A 22,000-nucleotide genomic window follows, 5' to 3' on the forward strand; every position below is an offset into this window, starting at 1 on the left:
TAGCCCGTAGCCCGTAGCCCGTAGCCCGTAGCCCGTAGCCCGTAGCCCGTTGCCCGGTGTCAGCCGCGCGTCCGGGCCACACACTCGGCGACGACCTTCTGGAGGCTCCCGGTGCGGCGCAGCAGCTCCCGCTGCACCCGCGCCCCGTTGCCCTCCTTCAGCAGCTCCGCCAGCGCCTCCTGCGCGGGCCGCACGTCCCCGCTCTCCTCCAGGGCGTCCCGCACATGGTCGAAGAGCGCCCGCACCACCGCCTCGGCCGGCGCCGGACGCATGGTCGCCGGGTGGATCAGCTCATCCTCCAGCCCCGACCGGGCCGACCGCCAGCTCGCCAGCCGGAGCAGCGACACACCGTGCCGGGCGGGCGGCTCCCCGTCCCGCCAGCGCCGGGCCGCCGTCTCCACCAGCCCGCGCACCAGGGTGGCGAGAAGCACCGTGGTGGACGCGTCCAGGCAGACATCGGCCACCCGGATCTCCACCGTCGGGTAGTTCTGCGCGAGCCGGGCGTCGAAGTAGATCATCCCCGTGTCGCGCAGCGCCCCACTGGCCACCATGTCGGCGACCTGCTCGTGGTAGCGGTCGGCGGACCCGAACACCTCCACCGGCCCGGCCGAGGGCCAGCGCCCCCACACCCGGCTGCGGTAGCTGGCGTAGGCGCTGTCCTCGCCCTGCCAGTACGGGGAGTTGGCGCTGATCGCCAGCAGCACCGGGAGCCACGGGCGGATCCGGTCCAGTACCGCCACACCCTCCTCGTCCGACTCCACCGAGACATGGACATGGCACCCGCTGGTGAGCTGCTCCTGGGCGGTCAGCCCGAAGTGCTCCTTGAGCCACTGGTAGCGCTCACCGCTGCCGATGGTGGGCGACACCTCCAGCGGCGAGGTCGCGAGCGCCGCGACCGAGGCGCCGAGGCCCTCGGCATGCCGCCCCGCCTCCCCGCGCCACCTCAGGATCTCCTCCCGAAGATCACCCATGTCGGTCTGCGGCCGGGTCGCGAACTCCAGCTGCTGCCGCTGGAGCTCGCTCTCGAACACGTCCTCGTTGCCCTCCGGGTCCCGGGACGCCGCGGCCAGCACCGCGGTCGACAGCGCGCACGGCTGCCCCGTACCACTGTCCACGAGGAGAAGCTCCTCCTCCACACCCACACTGCGCACGTCCGCCACCCTCTCTCGGCAACCCATCGGAACGCGGGACGGATGCCCCCGATCGGGTGAGCCACGCCTGGCGTGGGAACCGCTCTGAACGGGGCATACGGCCGTACACAAGATCGTCCGTATGGCCGTACGCACATCGTCCGTACGTACGAGAAACCATTCCGTCCATCTGGCCCCGCCCGTCCCAGACCCCCTCCCTCCCCTCCCATTCCGCCGACCGAAGGAGACCGTCCATGGCGATACCCGTCCGCAGGCCGCGCCGCCCCCGACCGGGCCGCCCGGAAGGAACCAGGACCGGGGCGACCCTGCGCGACACGGTCCTCGCCGTCGGCCTGGTCGCCATCGTGCTGTGCGGTACGGGCATGACGGCCCGCGCGGCCATCGGGGACGCCGCCGATGTTCCCGCCGTGATCCTGGCGCTGCTGGTCGCCGGCGCGATGGTCGCCGTCCTCGCCCGAGCCGGCCGCCGCCGGCGTGCCGCTCCGGGCACCGCCCTCCTGGCCGCCGCACCCGCCCCGGTGGCCCCGGCGCCCACCCTCGTCCCGCCGGGACGGCCCCAGGAGCCGACCGAACCGACCGAGCCGCCCGAGGTGGGGGAGGTGCAGGAGGTCCCGGAGGAGTACGCGGGCATCGACTACGCCGCACTGGACCCGTACTCCTTCGAGCAGACCGTCGCCGACCTCTGCGTACGTGACGGCTGCGCGGACGTCGAGGTCGTCGGCGGCGCGGGCGACCTGGGCGCCGACGTCCTGGCCACCACCCCCGACGGGCGGCGGGTCGTGCTGCAGTGCAAGGCCTACGGCACCGGCAACAAGGTCGGCTCGCAGGACCTCCAGCGCTTCGGCGGCACCTGCTTCGCCGTGCACGACGCCCAGGTCGCCGCCGTGGTCACCACCAGCGAGTTCACCGCGCCCGCCGACGAGTACGCCGCCCGCTGCGGCATCCTCTGCATGGACCGTACGGGCCTGGACGCCTGGGCCCAGGGCATCGGCCCGGCCCCCTGGCTGCTGCCCCCGCCCACCGCGCCGGAGGACTGACCGCCCCCGGCCGCCCTCCGCACGCCCCGCACCTGGCGGCCCCCCGGCGGCCTGTGCTCCACCACCCCGGACCGAGCACCCCGCCAGGGGCCGTCAGCCCCGGTCGCCGCGCAGGTCCGCGATCCGCCGGATCTTCCCGACCGACCGCTCCAGCGTCTCCGGGTCCACCACCTCGACCGCCACGGACACCCCGATGCCGTCCTTCACGGCCGCCGCCACCACCCGCGCCGCCTCCGCGCGGTCCGCGGGGGTGGCGTCCGCCCGGGCCTCCGCGCGCACGGTGAGCACATCGAGCCGCCCCTCCCGCTCCAGCCGCAGCTGGAAGTGCGGGGCGAGCACCGGCACCCGGAGCACGATCTCCTCGATCTGGGTGGGAAACAGGTTGACCCCCCGCAGGATCACCATGTCGTCGCTGCGCCCGGTCACCTTCTCCATCCGCCGGAAGGGCCGCGCCCCCGCGGCCGGCAGCAGCCTGGTCAGATCCCGGGTGCGGTAGCGCACCACCGGCATGGCCTCCTTGGTGAGCGAGGTGAACACCAGCTCCCCGTGCTCCCCGTCCGGCAGCACCTCGCCGGTGAGCGGATCGACCACCTCAGGGTAGAAGTGGTCCTCCCACACGGTCAGCGAGCCCTTGCCCTCCAGGCACTCCTGCGCCACCCCGGGCCCGATCACCTCGGACAGCCCGTAGATGTCCACCGCGTCGATCGCGAAGCGCTCCTCGATCTCCCGCCGCATCTCCTCGGTCCACGGCTCGGCACCGAAGATCCCCACCCGCAGCGAGGTCGCCCGAGGATCCACACCCTGCCGCTCGAACTCGTCGAGCAGCGTCAGCATGTACGAGGGTGTCACCATGATCACCTCGGGGCGGAAGTCCTGGATCAGCCGCACCTGGCGCGCCGTCATCCCACCGGAGGCCGGCACCACCGTGCAGCCCAGCCGCTCCGCCCCGTAGTGCGCGCCGAGGCCACCGGTGAACAGCCCGTACCCGTACGCCACGTGCACGGTGTCGCCCGCCCGGCCGCCGGCCGCGCGGATCGACCGGGCGACCACCTCCGCCCAGACCTCCAGGTCGCCGTCGGTGTAGCCGACGACCGTGGGCAGCCCGGTGGTCCCGCTGGACGCGTGCAGCCGCCGCACCCGGGACCGCTCGACCGCGAGCATCCCGAACGGGTACTGCCCGCGCAGATCGCTCTTGGCGGTGAACGGGAAGCGCGCCAGATCGGCGAGCGAGCGCAGGTCCTCCGGGCGTACCCCGGCCCGGTCGAACGCCTCCCGGTGGAACGGCACCCGGCGGTACGCGTGCTCCAGCGTCGACCGCAGCCGCTCCAGCTGCAGGGCGGCCAGCCCGCCGCGATCCAGCGTCTCCCCGGCGTCCAGCGCGGCCGTCGCCGCCGCGTCCCTGTCCGTCATGACCGCCACCACACTCCCGTCCCCGGCACCGTCGCCGGCCGTCGACCGATCATTCGGTCGCCACGTCCGCGATCAGTAAGTCAACCGGTCCCGCGCCAGGTCAAGGGGGTGTCGGGCAGTTTCCGCACTTCTCCGCACGGTGCCTTCCGAGGCTCGGGGCCGCGACTGGCCATCCCCCTGACGTACCGCGCGCCGCGCCGACCGGACGGCCGGCCCGTGAGCGCCACCCTCACCGGAAGCGACCGGGCGCCGAACCAGCGCTGCCGCACTCCTTGACGCCCCCTCAGGGCGCCCGCATATTACGAGCCAGTACAACCAGCCGGTAACCGCGCACAGAGCCTTCTCCCCACCTCGCCGGTGAGCGGGACGGACGGGGACCCGTCCCGCCCACCGGCGCCGCCCTGCCCGCCTCGCGCGCCCCGGCGCCGACGGGCGGCTTCCCCCTGACGAGAGGCACCGCCATGCGCCCAGCCACTCCGAGCCGCCGTCTGCGCACCGCACTCGCCCTCACCACCGCGACCGCGGCCCTCGCCGCCACCGCCGCCCTCGGCGCAGCACCGGCCGCGGCCACCCCCACCGCCGTGACCGCGTCCACCCTCGCGGCACCCGGCCCCGGCACGGCCGCCCTGGGCACCTACGTCGCCCTCGGCGACTCCTTCGCCTCGGGCGCCGGAGTACCCGAGCAGACCGACACCGGCTGCGCCAGGTCCAGCCGCAACTACCCCGCCCTGCTCAACGCCGAACTCGCCCCCACCGCCCATCGGGACGTCACCTGCGGCGGCGCCACCACGGTGCATCTGACCTCCGCCCAGAGCCCCACCGCCCCACCGCAGTTCGACGCCCTGAGCGCGGACACCGACCTGGTCACCCTCACCATCGGCGGCAACGACATCGGCTTCGCCGACATCATCGTCCGCTGCGTCACCCTCGGCCTGCTCGACATCAACGGCCGTCCCTGCCGCACCAGCTACACCTGGACCGGCCAGGACCAGCTCGCCGCCGCCATCCGCGACACCGCCCCCAGGATCGCGGCCGCGATCGACGGCGTCCGCGCCCGCGCGCCGAAGGCCCGCGTCCTGGTCACCGGCTACCCGGCGATCCTCCCCGACGACGGCGGCAACTGCCCGTTCACCGTCTCCATCGCCAAGGGCGACGCCCCCTGGCTGCGGGACACCCACAAGCGCCTCAACACCATGATCGCCCAGTCCGCCGCCGCCCAGGGCGCCGACTATGTCGACACCTACACCCCCTCCATCGGCCATGACGCCTGCAAGCCCGCCGGCACCCGCTGGATGGAGCCCCTGTTCACCAGCGCCGCCGCCCCCTTCCACCCCAACGCGGCCGGCGAACGCGCCATGGCCGACGCCGTCCACCAGGTCCTCGCCACCCGCTGAGCCGCCCGGCACCCACCGCCCCGTCGGCCGGCGTCCCGGCCCCACCCACCGTCCGTGCCCGCCCTCCCGACACAGGCGCGACGGACCCCACCACCCAGCCGCCCACCACCCTCCCCGCCCGGCACCCACCCGCGCGGCGGACCCACCCGCACAACCGGCCCGCCGCGCTCTCGCCGCGCCCTGCCCGGTGCCCCGCACCCACCCCGTACAGCCACCGCACCGTCCCGTCCCCGCCCGCCGCTCACCGGCCCTCCCCGCGGGGCCGGTCCGGCGTCCGCCCGGACGCCGGACCTGCCCCCCGGGCACGTACCATGGCGGCATGTCCTTCCTCCGCCGCCGCAGCGCCGCCACACCCGCGGGTCCGGACTTCGATGTCCTGGCCATGGACCCGGGCGACTGGCCCGGCAACCTCGGCGCCGGTCTGCTCCCCGCCCCCGACGGCAGCTGCCAGGGCGTCTTCCTCCGGTACGACCTGTTCGGCGGCCGCGGCCCCGCGATGATCATCGGCAACCTCCCCGAGGGCTCCCCGGCCCGGGAGGTCGCCGAGGGGCAGATCCCCTTCGAGGTCGCCCAGCTGCTCGCCGCCCTGGAGAACGACGAGCCGGTCGAGGTCGTGGAGACCGAGGACGTCCCCGTCATGCAGGGCGACAACCTGCTCATCGTGCGCCGGCTGAAGCTCTCCGAGAGCCGGATCTCCTGCGTCCAGTTCGACCGCAGTGACAACGTCCTGGTGACCATCGCCAGCTGGGACCGCCCGATCACCGACGACCTGTACGCCCTGCTCAAGCCGCTGCCCGCGGAACTCTTCCAGCAGGGCTGATCCGGACATGGCGACGGCAGGCGGCGGCGGCACCGACGGCGGCGGCAGGGGCAGCGTCCGGGTGGACAGCTGGATCTGGGCGGTCCGCCTCACCAAGACCCGCTCCCAGGCGGCCACCGCCTGCCGGGCCGGGCATGTGAAGGTCAACGGCGAGCGCGCCAAGCCCGCGCAGCACATCGGGCCCGGCGACGAGGTGCGGCTCTTCCACGCCGGCCGGGAGCGGATCGTCGAGGTCAAGGCCGTGCTGGCCAAGCGCGTCGGAGCGCCCGCCGCCGCCGAGGCGTACACCGACAACAGCCCGCCCCCGCCGCCCCGGGAACACACCGCCCTCGCCGGCGTCCGCGACCGCGGGGCCGGCCGCCCCACCAAGCGCGAGCGCCGCGAACTCGACCAGCTCCGCGGCCTCCGCGCCCCCTGACCACCCGCGCGGGGCGCCGCGGCCCGCGCACGGCCCCGGCGCCCGTACCCCCCGTACCGCCGCACGGGCAGTCCCCGGCCTACCGCCCGAACAGCTCCACCACCCGCGCCGCCGCCGTCCCGGCCCCGGTCGGCCCGGCCAGGCCGCCCGCGGCGCCCGGCGCACCCGCCATCGCCCGCGGCCTCGGCGTGCCCGCACCGCCCCGCACGTCCTCGGCGCCGTAACGCCGCGCCCCCCGGTGCCAGTTCAGGATCCCGGCGAGCCAGTCCTCCAACTCCCGCAGATACGCCGCCAGGGCCGCCCTGCCGTCCGCGTCCAGCCCGAACTCCTCCACCAGCAGCGGAATCTCCTGCGCCTTGAGGTGCTCGAACTGGCGCAGCCGCCCGCGCATCAGATCGTCCACGATCCGCACCCCGGTCGGATAGTCGCAGCCGAAGAACGACTGCACCACCAGCACCCCGTTGTGCACCTCGCCCTCGACCTCGATCTCCTTCTGGTAGGAGAACAGGTCGTTGAGCAGGGTGGCGTAGTCGGAGACCGCGCTCTCCACCGCCCGCATCACCCCCGTCGCGAAGAACGCGGCCGGCACGCGCTGCTCATGCCGCAGCCGGGCCAGGCTCATCGTCAGCTCCGAACCGAAGGTCCGGCGGCGCATCTCGATGTAGTCCACCGGATCGGGCACCCGGTGCTGCGCCTGGTTGTGCAGCTCCCACAGCCAGCTGTCCAGCATGTGGTCCAGCGCCGTCCGCAGCGAGGCCCGCGCCTCGGGGCCCATCGGCACGGCCGTCCGCTCCCACAGGTCGGCCAGCGACCGCTCCAGGTGCCCGACCGCACCCGCCGCCCCGGCCGCCGGATCCTCCAGCGGCATGCAGGCCTTCAACCGCTCGGTGACCGCCTTCGCCCCGGCCAGGTCGCGCGACCGCCCGAACACCAGCGGGTAGTAGTCGTCGCCGTAGGTGCCCCAGGTCAGCCACCGGGAGCTCAGCTCCAACTCGTCCTCCGTGGCGTCCGGATCCAGACCCGCCGCGCACAGCGGCAGGTCGAACCCGGCCATCAGCTCCCGGTCCCAGATGTCCTCCAGCAGCCCCATCCGCTCCGCCCAGTCCAGGCACGACACCCGCACCGCGTCCAGATGCGGGCTGAGCGACAGCGGATACGGCAGATCGAACGCGGGCAGCAGCGAGGGGCCCACCACCTGGTGCGGCACATGCGTCAGCGACCGCAGCCGCCCCCGCGCCGGCCGCCCGAACAGCGCGGCCACATCCATCGCCGCCGTCCCCAGCACCCCGCCGGGCGGCGAGGTCCTGGCCCCCTCGTTCATATAGCGGCTGGACCGCAGATGCCACTCATGGCCGCCGGACTGCCAGTCCTGCAACCCCTTGGTGTACGCCGCCACCGCCGCGCACTCGGCCGGGGACAGCCCCTTCTCCAGGCACAGCCCCGGCACCTCGGTCAGCGCCGTGTTCTCGAACTGATGGAGCCGCGAGGTCAGCAGGTCGTTCACCGCCTCCGCGGCCTCCTGCGTGGTGCAGCCGAGGAAGGTCTCCAGCACCAGCACGCCGTTGCTGTTCTCGCCCTCCTCCTCCACCTCACGCTGGTAGGAGAACAGGTCGTTGCGCAGATGCACCGCGTCCGAGAAGGTGTCCCGCAGCACCAGCAGCGGCCGCTCGTGCGCCACCTGCTCCGGCACCTCCGCGCCCGCCGCGAACTCCACCAGCCCCGCCGACCACGGCGCCCCGCCCACCTTGCGGCGCATCTCGACGTACTCCACCGGATTGGCGATCCGGCCCTCGTTGATGTTGGCCAGCTCCCACAGCGACTCGTTGAGCAGATGCTCGGTGGACTCGGCGAACCGCGCCCGCCACGCCGGCGACATCGCGGGCACCGTCCGCGCCCACAGGTCCGCCAGCCCCGCCTCCACCGGGTTGACCGGCTCCGGCACCGCCCGGCCCGCCTCCAGCGGCATGAACGCCGGCAGCCGGTCCAGATACGCCTTGCCGCCGGCCAGGTCCTGGGTGCGCTTGAACACCTCCAGGAAGTGGTCGTCGAAGAAGAACACCCACACATACCAGTCGGTCACCAGCGACAGGGTCTCCGCGTCGCAGTCCGGATGGGTGTACGCGCACAGCAGCGCGTAGTCGTGCGCCAGGAGGTCCCGCTCCTCCCACACCCCCGAGCCCTCCAGCATGCCCATCCGGCGCGCCCATCCCACGGTATGCGCCCGGGCCGCGTCCACATGGGGGTTGAGACGTGCCGGATACGGCACATAGAAGTCCGGCAGGACGAAGGGCTGAGCCATGCGCGCGAGGCCTTTCGGTGAGGGAAACCGTTTCCCGTCGAGGGAAACCGCCGGGCAACGCCCTACCCCTCACACATTCGGCCCACGCCCGCCCCGAAATAGTCATACCGGCTGAGGCCCCCTCCGCCCCCGGCCCGCAGCCCGCCCCGGCCCGGCGGTTCACAGCCCACCCCGCCCTCGCCGCCCGCAGCCCGTCCCCGCCCCGGCGGACCACCCGCCCCCACCGGATCCCGATCCCGTGGTCAGTCCACCCGCACCGCCAGCAGACACGCGTCGTCGTCATGCTCCGCCCGCACGTACTCCGCCGCCAACCGGTCGATGATCCCCTGCGGCTCCAGCCCCGCGCACCCGGTCAACGACCCCACCAACCGCGCCACCCCCTCGGTGATGTCCCGGCCGCGCCGCTCCACCACCCCGTCCGTGTACAGCAGCAGCACATCACCACCCACCAGCGGGAACTCCGCCGTGCGGTACGGATGGCCCGGCAGCACCCCCAGCAGCGGCCCCCGGTGCTCCACCGGCAGGGTGAACGCCCGCTCCCCGCGCAGCAGCAACGGTGCCGGATGCCCCGCACACGCCCAGCGCAGCACCCGGTCCCCGCCGATGTGGCCCACCGCCACCGTCGCCGTGTTCGCCGCCGGATCCGCGCACACCAGCTCGTTGAGCCAGGTGATCACCGACCCGGCACTCGCACCCGTCTGCGCCAGCCCCGCCACCCCGTGCCGCTGCTGCGCCATCCGCGCGACCGCCTCCAGCCCGTGCCCGCTGGCGTCCCCGATCGCGATCAGCGACCGCTCCCCGTCCGCCAGCGGCCGGCACTTGTACCAGTCGCCCCCCACCGCGGCGTCCGGTTCCGCCGGCAGATACGCCGCGGCCGCCGTCAACCCCAGATCCGCCAGCCCCTCCGAATACGTCGGCAGCAGCGCCTCCCGCAGCGCCGAGGCCACCCGCCGCTCGGCCGCCGCCTGCTGCCGCAACTGCTCCGTCTCCCGCTGCTTCTCCACCAGACGCCGGCGGCTGCGCATCTGCGGGGTCAGATCCCGCGCCACCAGCTGCACCGCCCACGGCCGCCCGTCGGTCCCCGCCACCGGACGGCCCAGCAGATCCACCGTGCGCACCTCACCCAGCACCGTGAAGCGGATCCGCGTCCACGCCGGCTCCTCACCCGCCAGCACCGAGGCGATGAACTCCCCGAACGGTCCGACATCCGCCTCCACCAGCGCGTCGCACAGCTCCGGCAGCGACCACGGCAGCGCCGGATCGGTCCGGAAGATCCGCTGCAACCCCTCCGACCACGACACCGACCCGGAGAGCAGGTCCCACCGCCCCCAGCCCATCGACGCCAGATGCTGCGCGTCGATCGTGAGCAGCTCCGCCTGACTGCGCACCGGACGCCAGGTCGTCAGCACCTGGTCGCCGCAGGACGCCGCGTAGTGCACCAGCTGTACGCGGCGCAGCCGCCCGTACCGCTCCTCGGTGTAGTCCACCACCATGCCGCCCAGCGCCCGGCCCGTCGCCAGCACCTGCCGCAGCGCCGACAGCAGCCCACTGGCCAGCGCCCCCGGCCGGGCCTCGGCGAAGAACGGCCGTCCCACCTGCTGGTCGGGCGGCGTCAGCCAGTCCGCCGACCGGACGTGGTTGCCGGCCCGGATCACGAAGTCGACGACCTCCCCGGACCCGTCCCGCACCGGCGCCAGCAGCGCCGCGGACAGCGGGATCGCGGGCAGCGCCGCACAGAGGCAGTGCCAGGGATCGTGCCCCTCGCCCGCGTCCGCGCAGCCATGGCCGGCGCCCCCGCCCTGACCGCACGGGCAGAGCGGCGCCCGACCCGCCTCCGCCGACGAGGCCCCGGCGTCGGGCGGCACCGGCGCGGCCGCCTCGCCACCGGCCGTCTCCCTGGCCCGCCGCACCTCCGCCCGCAGGGTGGCGACCTCCCGCTCGATGTACGACTTGAGCGCGGCCAGGTCGTCCGTCCGTGGCCGGGTCACGAGGAGGCCACCGCTCCGGCGGGCGGCAGCGAGCGGGGTCCGTACGGGTGGTCCATGGCGCAGGGGCCTTCCTCACGACGGTGACCTCGACAGCGGGCGTGCGGGCACGCATGGTCACGATGATGCCGCCCCGGCCCCCACCCGGCATCACCGCACGGAGCCGATCCGGGCCGCGGGTCCCGCCCGCGACCCGCCTCCGTCCCCCTCGGCCCGGGTCCGAGGTCCCGCCCGGACGGGCCGAACGGCCGGGTTGCGCCCACAGCGCCACGGCAACACCGAGGACGTACGCCCGGAGCACCCGGCACCCCCATCCGACCACCGAAGACCACGAGGAGGCGAACCATGCACTGGATGGCGCGGACCAGGGCGCGACTGTGCCACCTCACCCGCCCGCCCACCGCACCCCGCCACCCACCCGCCCCGCCACCGGACCTCTGCCTGAGCAGCCCCGCCGCCGGGGCCCACTGGCACTGCGTGGAGCGCCACCGGGTGAGCTGGGACTGCGCCGACACCCTCTGGCACCCCTGCGACGTGCTCCTCGAACGGCGTACGGAGCACGGCTGGACCTCCGCGGCCCGGCTGGCGACCCGAGTCGACCCCCGTGCGCTCGGTGCCTCGGTCCTGGTGCCCGAACTGCCCGCGGGGGCCTACCGGGTCCGGGTCACCTCACCCGAACTGGCCACCGCCGTGTGCAGCGCGCCCGTCGTCATCAGCCGCTCCTGACCCGGCGGCGCCCCGACCGGACCCTTCAGCCCGCGAGCCGGTCCGCCGGGGGCGAGGCCGGCCGCGCGGTGTGCAGGGCCATACCCGCGGCGCCCGGCTCCTCCCGCCCCGGCAGCAGCCGCATCCCGTGGTCGTAGTCGCCCCCGGCCAGCGAGCGGAACGGAACCGGCTCGTCCGTGAACAGCCCCCGCCGGGTCTTCCCCGACTGGCAGGCCCTGGCCACCGAGGCCGCCGGCCGGCTCCGGGCCTCCGCCGGACGGTTCCCCGACGACCGCGAACTGACCTGGCTCATCGGCGAACTGTCCGCACACAGCGAGGAGTTCCGCCGCGTGTGGGCCACCGGCGAGGTGGTGATGTGCGACAGCGGGCGCCGGCGGCTGCACCACCCGGCCACCGGCACCCTCCACCTCGACCACGACGCCCTGCACATCCCGGCCGCCCCCGGCGAGACCGGACTGGTCCTGCACGTCCTCAGCGCCGAGCACGGCACCCCCGAGGAGGCCGCCCTCACCCGGCTCGCCGCCACCCTGCCCGCCGCCCGGCACCTCCCGCAGGCCGCCCCCAACCGCTGAACGGGCATCGCGCCGGGCCCTCCGCAGGGCGGCCCGGCTCAGCGGGTGCCGACCGCCGCCCGCACCGCCCGCCGCGCCATCGCGCAGTCGTCGTGCAACCGGCGCAGCAGCAGCCGCTGCTCCTCACCGGGCGCCACCATGCCCGCGGGCACCGGCACCGAACCCGCCGGGGGAGCCTCCCGTATCGTCCGCTGCACCGCCGTCTCGTAACGGCGGATCTCCCGCATCAGCACCAGCATCAGGTTCACCAGGAACGCGTCCCGCGCCGCCGGCCCCCGCGCCTGCGCCAGCTGGCTGATCTGGCGGCGCGTCGCCGGCGCGTCCCCCACCACCGTCCACAGCGTGGCCAGGTCGTAACCGGGCAGGTACCAGCCCGCGTGCTCCCAGTCCACCAGCACCGGACCCGCCGGCGACAGCAGCATGTTGGACAGCAGCGCGTCGCCGTGGCAGAACTGCCGCGGCGGCTGGCCCCCACCCGCCTGCACCAACCCCCGCAGCAGGGTGTGCACATCGTCCCGGTCCCGGTCCGTGAACAACCCCAACTCGTGGTAGCGCGAGATCCGCGACACATAGTCCAGCGGCTGGTCGAACGTTCCGTCAGGCGGCTGCCAGGAGTTGACCCGCATCACCGCGCTCAGCGCCGCCCGCACATCGGCCCGGGACGGCACCTCCACCGGATGCCGCTGCAACGCCGCCGCCCGGCCCGGCATCCGCTCGATCACCAGGGTGCAGCTCTCCGGGTCCGCCGCGATCAACCGCGGCGCCCGCACCGGCGGGCGGTGCCGGACGAACACCCGGTAGGCGGCGATCTCGTGCCGGAACCTTTCCGCCCAGGCGGGGGAGGGGTCCAGTAAACACTTCGCCACCACCGCGGTACGCCCGGTGGTACCCACCAGCAGCACCGACCGCCCGCTGCGCCGCAGCACCTGCACCGGCTGGAACTCCGGGCAGATCCGGTGCACGGAGGCGATCGCCCTCCGCAACTGCGCGCCCTGGGGGCCGGACAAGTCGATCCTCCCGCTGAGCGGAGCGGGCACCGTCCCCGCCCAGCGCCGCACCCGGCCCGCCGGGGCCATGACCGGGTACGGTCCACCACCGGCCGCCAGGGTGCGCTGCGGCCGGGGCGGGGCGGACACGGAGGACGATGCTGTGTACATGGGGGAGACAGATCCCTTCGTGTGCCGACACGTCACCTGCACGCTGCCCCGACCCGGCCCCGCACCGGCACCCTGGGGAGTGCGGGCCGGTCACCGGGATCGGGGTGGCGCATTCCTACCTGACACCCGGGCGCGGGTGGCACACCATCTGGCGGACCCTGGCGAACCCTGGCGAATGGTCGCCAGGCCCATGCCGCCGGGCTAGTGTCCAACTCAGCCGAGAACCTGGGGGCTTGACGTGACCGGAGAACCCAACACCCGCCTGTCGGACCTGTTCGGCCTGGCCGGCTGGTCCAAGGGCGAACTCGCCAGACGCGTGAACCGGCAGGCGGCGGCCATGGGCCACCCGCAGCTGGCGACCGACACCTCGCGAGTACGCCGCTGGATCGACAAGGGCGAAAGCCCGCGCGATCCGGTACCGCGGGTGCTGGCGGCCCTGTTCACCGAGCGGCTCGGCCGTGTCGTGACCATCGAGGACCTCGGGTTCGTACGCCAGCGCGACCGCCGGCGGGACGTCGGGACCACCGACAACCCCGACGGACTGCCCTGGGAGCCGGAACGTACGGCCGCGGTCCTCACCGAATTCACGGGAATGGACCTCATGCTCAACCGACGCGGCTTGGTGGGCGCGGGCGTCGCGCTCACCGCAGGCTCCGTACTCACCAGCGCCATGCACGACTGGCTGCACACCGACCCCGCGCTCGCCGCCGACGCGCCCCGCCGGCCCGACTCCCTGCCCCACGCCGAACCGGCCGGCTTCGACCGCTACGAAGCCGCCCCCGTCGGATCGCAGGAGATCGAGGCGCTGGAGCACTCCGTCGAGATCTTCCGCGCCTGGGACGCCGCACGCGGCGGCGGGCTCCAGCGCAAGGCGGTGGTCGGCCAGCTCAACGAGGTGGGCGGCATGCTCGCCTTCCGCCACCCCGACCACCTCCAGCGCCGCCTGTGGGGCGTCGCAGCCGACCTCGCCGTCCTGGCCGGCTGGATGTCCCACGACGTCGGCCTGGAACCTGTCGCCCAGAAGTACTTCCTCATCGCCGCACACGCCGCCAAGGAAGGCGGCGACCGGCCCCGCGCCGGCGAGGCCCTGTCCCGCGCCGCCCGCCAGATGGTCCACCTCGGCCGCCCCGGCGACGCCCTGGACCTGATGAAGATGGCCCGCGCCGGCTCCGGCGACCGGGTCCTGCCCCGCACCCAGGCCATGCTCTACACCATCGAGGCCTGGGCGCAGGCCGCCATGGGCCACGGCCAGGCGATGCGGCGCACCCTCGGCAAGGCGGAGGAGCTCTTCGTCTCCGACAAGGACGACACCCCCATGCCCGGCTGGATGGCGACCTTCCGCAGCGAGGACATGTACGGCATGCAGGCCCTGTCCTTCCGCACCCTCGCCGAACACGAGCCGTCCGCCGCCAAACCGGCCCAGAGCTACGCCCAGAAGGCCCTCGCCCTGCGCAACGACGGCCGCCAGCGCTCCAAGATCTTCGACCACCTCTCGATGGCCTCCGCCAGCTTCATCGCCGGCGATCCCGAACAGGCCGAGCGCTACGCCCGCGAGGCACTGGCCTCCATGGGCAGCAACTCCTCACACCGCACCTGGGACCGCCTGGACGAGATGTACCGGCTCAGCGGGCCGTACGCCGGACAGACCGCCATCGCCGAACTCCGCGCCGAGATCGACCAGGCCCGGCCCAAGAAGACCGGCCGCCGGCCCCGGCCCGGCGGCCCCGCCCCGGCCTGACCCCCTGACCGAGGCGCCGGCTCACACCTCCGCCGCCGCCCCCACCCGGACCACCAGCAGACAGGCGTCGCCCTCCCGGGGCGCCGTCCCGCACGCCTCCACCACGATCCGCGCACACTCCTGCGCGTCGGCGGCCCGCTCCAGCCGGCCCGCCAGCCCCAGCAGCCGACCGGTGCCGTCCGCCTCCCCGGCGGTGGACGCACCCCGATCACCCAGCAGCCCCTCGGTGCCCAGCACCAGCACATCACCCGGCAGCAGCCGCACCCGCGCCTGCTCGTACACCGCCCCACTCACCGCGCCGAGCAACGCGCCCTCCGGCCGGGGCAGCGCCCACCCCGTCCCCCCGCGGAACAGCAGCGGGGCGGGGTGGCCCGCCTGCGCCCAGTGCAGCACCCCGGCCCGCGGGTCGTAGCGGCAGCACACCGCACCGACCAACGCCGACTGCGCCGAGCACTCCAGCACCTCGCCCAGGTGCCCGAGCAGCGCGCCGGGCCGGATACCGGCCACGGCCAACCCGCGCAGCGCGCCCAGCACCATCGTCATCGCCGAGGCCGCCGACAGGCCGTGCCCGGTGAGACCGCCGGCCGTCAGCAGCACCTCGCCATCCGGCAGCCGCAGCGCGTCGTACCAGTCGCCCCCGATCGCCGTCGGCGCGTCCGACGGCAGACACCGCCCGGCCAGCTCCAGCCCCCCCGCACCGTCCGGCAACCCGCCGTCACCACGCCACGGCGGAAGCACCGCCTCCTGGAACTCCACGGCCAACCGGTGCTCGGTTCGCTCGATCTCCCGGGTGCGCTCCAGCGAGTCCAGGGACGCGCGCACCGCCCGCTCACTGCGCCGCAGCTCGCTCACATCCCGCAGCACCGCCCACATCGAGGCGGTCGTCCCCTCCCCGTCCAGGACCGGCTCGCCCGCCATGTGCACGGTCCGCACCTGGCCGTCCCCGCGGACGACCCGGAACTCCCCGTCCATGGCCTTCCCGTCGACCAGACAGCCCGTCACCATCGCGGTCAGCAGCGCCTGGTCCTCCACGAACACCACGGAGGGCAGCTCGTCCAGGGTGAGCGGCCGCGAGCCCGCCGGCCGCCCGAGAACGGTGAACAGCTCCGGCGACCAGTGCACGGCATCCGTCAGCAGGTCCCACTCCGCACTGCCCACCCGCCCGACCAGAGACCCGGCGGGGACACCCCCCGCCACCGTCCCGGCCGCCGCCGCATCCGGCTCCACCACCCCCTCGGCCTCCGGCAAGGCACTCCCCGGCCCGTCCGCCGCCTCCACCCCGTCCGCCGGAAGGCCGTCCTTCAACTGCCCCAACTGCGCCCCGACGTCATCCAGCTGATGGACCGCGAGATCACACAGCGCCCGCTGCCACCGGCCCCGCGGATCGTCCTCGTCCACCTCGGCGTCCCGCCGGACGGCGTCGACCCCGCCGCGCAACCGGCGGGTCTGCGAGATCAGGGCATCCACCGCACGCTCGGGCGGCGGGGACGCGGGACGGTCCGCGAACAGGTGGGACGGCATGTCGGAACTCCGATGCGGCGCGGCGGCCAGGTCTGGCGAGGCAACAACAACCGCCTACGACTTTGGCACAGCTGATAGGGGCCCGTAAGGGCTTTGGCAACACTCGACACGGTGGTGCCGAAGGCATATGCCTACGGCCCGCAATTGCGCGCCGCCCCCGCGCCGGGGCGCACGCCACCCCCCACCCACCCCACTCCCCACCCCCCTCGCGGAAGTCCACCGCCCACGTCGCTCCACCGGCCACCCGGATCACTCCCGCTCAGGGCAGGATCGCGTCCACGTACCCGCCGTCCACCCGCACCGCGCCGCCCGTGGTGGCCGAGGCCAGGGGAGAACTGAGGTACACCACCATGTTGGCGATCTCCTCCGGCTCGATCAGCCGCTGCAGCAGCGACTGCGGCCGGTGCTCGCGCATGAACGCCCGCTGCGCCTCGTCCCAGGGCAGCTCCCGGTCGACCAACTCGTAGACGAAGTCCTCCACCCCGCCCGTGTGGGTGGGGCCGGCGATCACCGAGTTGACGGTGACCCCGCTTCCGGCGGCCTCCTTGGCGAAGCCGCGGCTCACCGCCAGCAGAGCCGTCTTGGACATCCCGTAGTGGATCATCTCGGCCGGGATCGCCACCGCCGAGTCGCTGGCGATGTACTGCACCCGGCCCCAGCCGCGCTCCTTCATCCCGGGCAGGTACGCCCGGGTCAGCCGCACCGCCGCCAGCACGTTGACCTCGAAGAACCGGCGCCACTCCGCGTCGCTGATCTCCAGCGCGGGCCGTGACTCGAAGATCCCCAGGTTGTTCACGAGGACATCCACCTCCGGCAGCAGCTCCACCGCCCGCGCCGCGCCCTCGTCGCTGGACAGATCGGCCGCCACCGGCACCACCTCGGCGTCCGGGACCTCCTCGCGCAGCCGCTTCACCGCCGCGGCCACGCTCCGCTCCGACCGCCCGTTCACCGCCACCGTCGCCCCGGCGCGGGCGAGGCCGGCAGCGATCGCCGCGCCGATCCCCTGCGTCGAGCCCGTCACCAGCGCCGTCCTGCCCGTCAGTTCCACCCGCATCCGCCGCACTCCTTCACATCGCTTCCGCCGACTTCTTCCCCCCGCCCCCACTTCCTTCCCCCCTCCCGCTTCCTCCTCTCCCACCCCCGTCCCTCTCCTGCCTTCCCCGTCCCCGCCTTCTTCCCCCACGCCCCGCTTCCCGCCACCCGCCCCGCCCTCGGCTCTCCCTCTCCCAGGGCGGGAGACCAGGCCGGCCGGGTGGGGGAGCGGCGGCCGAGCCGGCGAACGCGCCCGGGGCTAGCGCGGCCGCCCGTGGGTACCCGGACCGTCCCGGCACCCGCCGGGCCGCGCACAGCCGACGGAAGGCGGACGCCGTGACCAGCAGCGCCGGCAAGAAGGTCGTCGTCACCGGAGCCACCGGGAACGTGGGCACCAGTGTGGTCGCCGCGCTCGCCGCCGACCCGGGCATCGCCTCCGTCCGGGGGATCGCCCGCCGGATGCCCGGCTGGTCGCCGCCCAAGACCGAGTGGACGGCCGTCGACCTCCGCCAGGACATCGACCTGGTCCCGCACTTCCAGGGCGCCGACGCGGTGATCCATCTGGCCTGGGCCTTCCAGCCCACCCACGACCCCTCCGCCACCTGGCGGACCAACGTCCTCGGCTCCCTCCGGGTCTTCCGGGACGCGGCCTCGGCCGGTGTGCCCGCGCTGATCCACGCCTCCTCCGTCGGCACCTACTCACCGGGCCGCGACGCGGGCGCGGTCGACGAGAGCTGGCCCACCCACGGGGCCTCCGAGGCCGCCTACTGCCGGGAGAAGGCGTACCTCGAACGGGTCCTGGACACCCACGAGCTGCGCAATCCCGGTATGCGGGTGGTGCGCATGAGGCCCGCCTTCCTCTTCAAGGAGGAGTCCGGGCCCGAGCAGCGGCGCATCTTCGGCGGCCGCTTCCTGCCCGGCCCGCTCGCTTCACCCCGCACCGTCCCCGTCGTCCCGGACATCCCCGGGCTGCGCTTCCAGGCCCTGCACACCGACGACGCGGCCCGTGCCTATGTGCTCGCGGTCCACCGGGAGGTCTCCGGCGCCTTCAACCTGGCCGCCGAGTCGCCCCTCGACGCCCGCGACCTGGCCGCGCTGCTGGACGCCAGGACCGTACGGCTGCCCCGGGCGGCCGCCCGCGCCGCCCTGGTCACCGGCTACGCGCTGCGTCTGCTCCCGGCCTCCCCGCAGCTGTTCGACGCGGTCCTGCGGTTGCCCCTGCTGGACTGCACCCGGGCCCGCGACCAGCTCGGCTGGCAGCCGGAGCACACCGCCCAGGAGGCCGTCCGCGAGATGCTGAAGGGGATGCGCACCGGCGCCGGCATGGACACCGCGCCACTGGCCGGCCGCAAGGCGAGCTGACCGGCGGCGGGCGGCCGAGCTGCCGGAAGCAGGGGAGCCCCCTCCTCTCCCCTCCGCAACACGCCCGGGGACCCGTTCGGGTGACGGCGGCGCTTCCCGCGGGAACAACCCCGTACGGAGGGACGCCACGGCGTCCGGTGACGCGGTGCGGGGTGAAGGGGGCGGCGATGCCGGACAGACGGCCCCGCGGCTACCAGCCGGACTGGCAGCCCCGCTCCGCCACCCTGGAGCTGCTCACCGCCGTCGAGTTGGTACTGGGCCGCTACGCCGCCCAACTGCCGCTCACCATTCGGCAGATCTGGTACGCGGCACTCGCCGAAGGCGCCCCGGGCACCGCGGGTGTCCTGATCGGCCGGGAGCGCGGGCAGGACGGCGGAGGAGGACGGGGGCAGGAGCGGAGCTACCGCCGGCTGGTGGAGCTGATCGGTATGGCCCGGCGCTCCGGGCGCATCTCCTGGCTCGCTGTCCAGGACGACAGCGACACCGCCGTGCTGCCGACCGCCTACGACGGCCCGGCCGGCTTCCACCGGGCCCGTGTCGAAGCGGCCCTCGGCTACCGGCTGGACCGCCAGTCCGGCCAGGAGGCCAGGCTCGAACTGTGGTGCGACACCCCCGGGCTGGTGCCCCAGCTCGCGGGCGTCACCGACCCCTGGGGCGTACCGGTGTACGCCGCCCCGCGCGGTCTGCACGGGCGGCGGGCGGCCGCCCTGCGCGCGGCCGCCTGCGGGCACGGGGCGCTCCGGATCCTCGTCGTCGGCGACCGCGACCCGATGGCGCTCCAGCTGTACGGGGCCCTGGCCGAGGACGTCACCGCGTTCGCCGCGACCGACGCCCCGGACGTCCGGGTGCTCTTCGAACGGCTGGCCGTCACCGAGGAGCAGATCGAGGCCTACGCCCTGCCCGCCGCCCCCGCCAGGGCGGGCGACCGCGGGACGCCGGCCGGCGCGCCGGCCACCCACGCCGAGGCGCTGCCGCCGGACGTCCTGGCCCGGCTGGTCCGCGAGGCGGTCAGCCGCGGCTACGACACCACCGTCCTCGCCGAGGTGCTGGCCCGCGAGGAGGCCGACCGCCGGACCCTGCTCGACCGGCCCCACCCCTGACCGGCCGTCCCCTCAGGGCCGCACCTCCGGCGCGGTGCGGTCGCGCAGCCGGTCCAGCCGGGTGATCACCGGTGTCGCGCTGATCCCGTGCAGCACCACCGACGCCATCACGGTGAACCCCACCGCCGCCCACAACTGCCGCTCCAGCGCGCCGAAGTGGTGCTCGCCGAGCGCGTACGCCAGATAGAACAGCGAGCCGATGCCGCGCAGCCCGAACACCGCCACCACGGTCCGCTCCCGCGGCCCGGCCACGAAGCCCAGCTGCCCCAGCCACCCCGTCAGCGGACGGACCACCAGCAACAGCAGCAGCCCGACCAGCGCCGCGGGCCAGGTCAGCTCCGCCAGCCCGCCCCCGACGGCGAAGGCGCCGAGCAGGAACAACAGCACCCCCGTCAGCAGCCGCTCGATCTGCTCGGTGAACTCGTGCAGCACGTTGTGGTAGCCGTGGCTGCGCTCCGCCGACCGCAGCGCGCACGCCGCGACGAACACCGCGAGGAAGCCGTAGCCGCTCAGCAGCTCGGTCACCCCGTACGCCAGGAAGGTGGCGCCCAGCGCGACGAACCCCTCCATGTGCTCCGACAGCCGCAGCGCCTTCGTCCGCGCCCGGAAGAACATCCACCCCAGCAGCCGGCCCAGCGCCAGGCCCGCCACCACCCCGATCGCCGCCTTCGCCAGCAGGTCCACCGCGGCCCAGTGCCCGATCCACCCCCAAGACCAGCCGTCCCCCGCGGCCGCGGCGAGCGCCACCGCCGCCATCACGAACGGGAAGGCCAGCCCGTCGTTGAGACCGGCCTCGCTGGTGAGGGTGAACCGCACCTCGTCCTCGTCGTCCTCGTCGTCGGTGGGCTCGCCCACCCGCACCTCCGCGGCGAGCACCGGGTCGGTGGGGGAGAGGACCGCGCCCAGCAGCAGCGCGGCCGCCGGCGGCCAGCCCAGCAGCCACCAGGCCAGGAAGGCGACGGCGGCCACGGTCAGCGGCAGGGTGATCCCCAGCAGCCGCCAGGTCCCCGCCCAGGAACGGAAGCGCATCGGCCGGTTGATCGCCAGCCCGGCGCCCATCAGCGACACCACCACGCACGCCTCGGTGACGTGCTCCACCCACAGCCGGTCGGCCACCGGGTCCACCACCGGCAGCCCCCACGCGGGTATCGCCACCAGCGCGCCCGCCGCCAGGAACACCATCGGCAGCGAGAACGGGCGCCGGAACACCACCCTCGGCAGCACGGCAGCCGCCAGCGCGCCCACGCCCAGTCCGGCGTAGACCAGATCCGAGAGTGTCATACGGCGGCGACCCGCGCGGTCACCGTGAACAGGCCCCCGTCGGGGTCACGCAGCGTTGCCACCCGCCCCGGCGTGTGGTCGGTGACCGCCCCGCCGTTACGCACCGCCGCCTCGACGCAGGCGTCCACATCGCGCACCGGGAAGTGGACCTGCCAGCGCGGACGGATCGCCGGATCGGGCGCCGCCTCCAGCGCCCCCGAGTTGAGCCGCGCCACCACATGGCCGGCGCTGCGCAGCACGACCTCCTCCTGCGCGTACTCCACATCGACGCAGCCGGGCCGCCCGCAGGCCCAGTCGAACACCTCGCCGTAGAAGATCGCCGCCTCGAACGCGTCCCTGGTCACCAGGCGGAGCCAGGCCGGGTTGGCCGCCCGCCAGACCTCCCAGCCCGACATCAGCCGGCCCTCCCAGATCCCGAACACCGCACCCTCCCGGTCCGCGGCCAGCGCACCGCGGCCGATCGACAGCGCCACCGGCCCGACCGCCACCGTGCCGCTGCGCTCGCGGATGCGGGACGCCGTCTGGTCGGCGTCCTCCACGGCGAAGTACGGGGTCCAGGCGACCGCCACCTGCAACGGGCCGGCCAGCGCGCCCAGCCCGGCCACCGGGCGCCCCTCCGACAGGGCGACACTGAACTCGTCCCCGAGCCGGGCCGGCCGGAAGGTCCAGCCGAGCACCGAGGCGTAGAAGTCCTGCGAGGCGTCGAGATCGCGGGTCATCAGACTGACCCAGCAGGGGGCGCCGAAGACGGAGCCGCTGGACGTCACGGCGGGTTCGGTGGCCGCGGATGAATTCGTGTTCATGTGGAAAAGCCGTCCCGGTGTCACCAGTGGTGCGGAAGTGCCGCTTGGGTTTCGTCGCTTCTTCCCTGCCCGCTGTCCATGGTCGCACTCTTCCCCGGGCCGGGCCCGTCACCTGCGCCGACGGAGCGGTACGGGCCGGGGCCCGGCACCCGCCCGGCGCATCCGCCCGCTCCTCGCCGCCCCGGGGGAGGGAC

General features: G+C 74.6%; 18 protein-coding genes. 9 read left to right on the forward strand and 9 right to left on the reverse strand.

All coding sequences use genetic code 11. The features are described from left to right. Positions 1-59: 59 nt before the first annotated feature. Positions 60-1,151, reverse strand: coding sequence for a glutamate--cysteine ligase 2 (locus M1O15_RS30280; protein ID WP_248637437.1), 1,092 nt, complete (start codon positions 1,149-1,151; stop codon positions 60-62). Positions 1,152-1,384: 233 nt separating this feature from the next. On the opposite strand from M1O15_RS30280, the gene M1O15_RS30285 reads away from it, so the two are divergent. Next, positions 1,385-2,188: a restriction endonuclease gene (locus tag M1O15_RS30285; protein WP_248637438.1), complete on the forward strand. Its 804-nt coding sequence runs from the start codon at positions 1,385-1,387 to the stop codon at positions 2,186-2,188. A gap of 93 nt (positions 2,189-2,281) precedes the next feature. On the opposite strand, the gene paaK is transcribed toward M1O15_RS30285, so the two are convergent. Next, positions 2,282-3,598 carry a phenylacetate--CoA ligase PaaK gene (gene paaK / locus M1O15_RS30290; RefSeq protein WP_248637439.1) on the reverse strand — a complete coding sequence of 439 codons (1,317 nt, stop codon included), beginning with the start codon at positions 3,596-3,598 and terminating at the stop codon, positions 2,282-2,284. A 461-nt stretch (positions 3,599-4,059) separates the two neighbouring features. Between paaK and M1O15_RS30295 the strand changes: the two genes are divergently transcribed. From M1O15_RS30295 to M1O15_RS30305, 3 genes are all read left to right on the forward strand, one after another. Continuing rightward, positions 4,060-4,992: an SGNH/GDSL hydrolase family protein gene (locus tag M1O15_RS30295; RefSeq protein WP_248637440.1), complete on the forward strand. Its 933-nt coding sequence runs from the start codon at positions 4,060-4,062 to the stop codon at positions 4,990-4,992. Positions 4,993-5,311: 319 nt separating this feature from the next. Continuing rightward, positions 5,312-5,812 carry a hypothetical protein gene (locus tag M1O15_RS30300; RefSeq protein WP_105871937.1) on the forward strand — a complete coding sequence of 167 codons (501 nt, stop codon included), beginning with the start codon at positions 5,312-5,314 and terminating at the stop codon, positions 5,810-5,812. Between the two features lie 7 nt (positions 5,813-5,819). Then, positions 5,820-6,230 (forward strand): RNA-binding S4 domain-containing protein, encoded by a 411-nt coding sequence (locus tag M1O15_RS30305; protein ID WP_248637441.1) that lies wholly within the window; start codon positions 5,820-5,822, stop codon positions 6,228-6,230. A gap of 79 nt (positions 6,231-6,309) precedes the next feature. Here the strand turns inward: M1O15_RS30305 and M1O15_RS30310 are convergent, their stop codons facing one another. Then, positions 6,310-8,529, reverse strand: coding sequence for a terpene synthase family protein (locus M1O15_RS30310; protein WP_248637442.1), 2,220 nt, complete (start codon positions 8,527-8,529; stop codon positions 6,310-6,312). 242 nt (positions 8,530-8,771) lie between these two features. Next, complete coding sequence (locus M1O15_RS30315; protein ID WP_248637443.1) at positions 8,772-10,517, reverse strand: PP2C family protein-serine/threonine phosphatase; 1,746 nt, start codon at positions 10,515-10,517, stop codon at positions 8,772-8,774. Between the two features lie 342 nt (positions 10,518-10,859). Here M1O15_RS30315 and M1O15_RS30320 point away from each other — a divergent pair, with 342 nt between their 5' ends. Continuing rightward, positions 10,860-11,240 carry a hypothetical protein gene (locus M1O15_RS30320; RefSeq protein WP_248637444.1) on the forward strand — a complete coding sequence of 127 codons (381 nt, stop codon included), beginning with the start codon at positions 10,860-10,862 and terminating at the stop codon, positions 11,238-11,240. A gap of 176 nt (positions 11,241-11,416) precedes the next feature. After that, positions 11,417-11,812, forward strand: coding sequence for an MmyB family transcriptional regulator (locus tag M1O15_RS30325; protein WP_248637445.1), 396 nt, complete (start codon positions 11,417-11,419; stop codon positions 11,810-11,812). Between the two features lie 38 nt (positions 11,813-11,850). Here M1O15_RS30325 and M1O15_RS30330 read toward each other — a convergent pair whose 3' ends face one another. Then, positions 11,851-12,969 (reverse strand): aminoglycoside phosphotransferase family protein, encoded by a 1,119-nt coding sequence (locus tag M1O15_RS30330; RefSeq protein WP_248637446.1) that lies wholly within the window; start codon positions 12,967-12,969, stop codon positions 11,851-11,853. Positions 12,970-13,207: 238 nt separating this feature from the next. Here M1O15_RS30330 and M1O15_RS30335 point away from each other — a divergent pair, with 238 nt between their 5' ends. Beyond that, entirely contained in the window at positions 13,208-14,707 is a 1,500-nt protein-coding gene (locus tag M1O15_RS30335) for a DNA-binding protein NsdB (protein WP_248637447.1), read from the forward strand. 21 nt (positions 14,708-14,728) lie between these two features. On the opposite strand, the gene M1O15_RS30340 is transcribed toward M1O15_RS30335, so the two are convergent. Together M1O15_RS30340 and M1O15_RS30345 are read right to left on the reverse strand one after the other, a co-directional pair. Next, entirely contained in the window at positions 14,729-16,228 is a 1,500-nt protein-coding gene (locus M1O15_RS30340; protein ID WP_248637448.1) for a PP2C family protein-serine/threonine phosphatase, read from the reverse strand. A gap of 259 nt (positions 16,229-16,487) precedes the next feature. Continuing rightward, positions 16,488-17,282, reverse strand: a complete 795-nt coding sequence (locus M1O15_RS30345) for an SDR family NAD(P)-dependent oxidoreductase (protein WP_248637449.1) — start codon at positions 17,280-17,282, stop codon at positions 16,488-16,490. A gap of 314 nt (positions 17,283-17,596) precedes the next feature. Between M1O15_RS30345 and M1O15_RS30350 the strand changes: the two genes are divergently transcribed. Both M1O15_RS30350 and M1O15_RS30355 read left to right on the forward strand, forming a co-directional pair. After that, positions 17,597-18,622 (forward strand): NAD-dependent epimerase/dehydratase family protein, encoded by a 1,026-nt coding sequence (locus tag M1O15_RS30350; RefSeq protein WP_248637450.1) that lies wholly within the window; start codon positions 17,597-17,599, stop codon positions 18,620-18,622. Positions 18,623-18,789: 167 nt separating this feature from the next. Continuing rightward, the gene (locus tag M1O15_RS30355; RefSeq protein ID WP_248637451.1) at positions 18,790-19,722 is read left to right on the forward strand and encodes a hypothetical protein; all 933 of its coding nucleotides are present in this window, start codon (positions 18,790-18,792) and stop codon (positions 19,720-19,722) included. 12 nt (positions 19,723-19,734) lie between these two features. On the opposite strand, the gene M1O15_RS30360 is transcribed toward M1O15_RS30355, so the two are convergent. Beyond that, a complete protein-coding gene (locus M1O15_RS30360; RefSeq protein ID WP_248637452.1) occupies positions 19,735-21,003 on the reverse strand; it encodes a cation:proton antiporter in 1,269 nt (422 codons plus the stop codon). Continuing rightward, positions 21,000-21,806, reverse strand: coding sequence for a VOC family protein (locus M1O15_RS30365; protein WP_248637453.1), 807 nt, complete (start codon positions 21,804-21,806; stop codon positions 21,000-21,002). Before M1O15_RS30365 ends, M1O15_RS30360 begins: the two co-directional genes overlap by 4 nt. Positions 21,807-22,000: the final 194 nt, after the last annotated feature.

It is taken from the genome of Streptomyces lichenis (genome assembly GCF_023218175.1).
Taxonomy (GTDB): Bacteria; Actinomycetota; Actinomycetes; order Streptomycetales; family Streptomycetaceae; genus Streptomyces; species Streptomyces lichenis.

What these genes read in the sequence shown, in the direction of transcription:
- M1O15_RS30285 (WP_248637438.1), top strand. Translation starts at nt 1,385, where the DNA reads ATGGCGATACCCGTCCGCAGGCCGCGCCGCCCCCGACCGGGCCGCCCG.
- paaK (WP_248637439.1), bottom strand. Translation starts at nt 3,598, where the DNA reads ATGACGGACAGGGACGCGGCGGCGACGGCCGCGCTGGACGCCGGGGAG.
- M1O15_RS30295 (WP_248637440.1), top strand. Translation starts at nt 4,060, where the DNA reads ATGCGCCCAGCCACTCCGAGCCGCCGTCTGCGCACCGCACTCGCCCTC.
- M1O15_RS30300 (WP_105871937.1), top strand. Translation starts at nt 5,312, where the DNA reads ATGTCCTTCCTCCGCCGCCGCAGCGCCGCCACACCCGCGGGTCCGGAC.
- M1O15_RS30305 (WP_248637441.1), top strand. Translation starts at nt 5,820, where the DNA reads ATGGCGACGGCAGGCGGCGGCGGCACCGACGGCGGCGGCAGGGGCAGC.
- M1O15_RS30310 (WP_248637442.1), bottom strand. Translation starts at nt 8,529, where the DNA reads ATGGCTCAGCCCTTCGTCCTGCCGGACTTCTATGTGCCGTATCCGGCA.
- M1O15_RS30320 (WP_248637444.1), top strand. Translation starts at nt 10,860, where the DNA reads ATGCACTGGATGGCGCGGACCAGGGCGCGACTGTGCCACCTCACCCGC.
- M1O15_RS30330 (WP_248637446.1), bottom strand. Translation starts at nt 12,969, where the DNA reads ATGTACACAGCATCGTCCTCCGTGTCCGCCCCGCCCCGGCCGCAGCGC.
- M1O15_RS30340 (WP_248637448.1), bottom strand. Translation starts at nt 16,228, where the DNA reads ATGCCGTCCCACCTGTTCGCGGACCGTCCCGCGTCCCCGCCGCCCGAG.
- M1O15_RS30345 (WP_248637449.1), bottom strand. Translation starts at nt 17,282, where the DNA reads ATGCGGGTGGAACTGACGGGCAGGACGGCGCTGGTGACGGGCTCGACG.
- M1O15_RS30355 (WP_248637451.1), top strand. Translation starts at nt 18,790, where the DNA reads ATGCCGGACAGACGGCCCCGCGGCTACCAGCCGGACTGGCAGCCCCGC.
- M1O15_RS30360 (WP_248637452.1), bottom strand. Translation starts at nt 21,003, where the DNA reads ATGACACTCTCGGATCTGGTCTACGCCGGACTGGGCGTGGGCGCGCTG.
- M1O15_RS30365 (WP_248637453.1), bottom strand. Translation starts at nt 21,806, where the DNA reads ATGAACACGAATTCATCCGCGGCCACCGAACCCGCCGTGACGTCCAGC.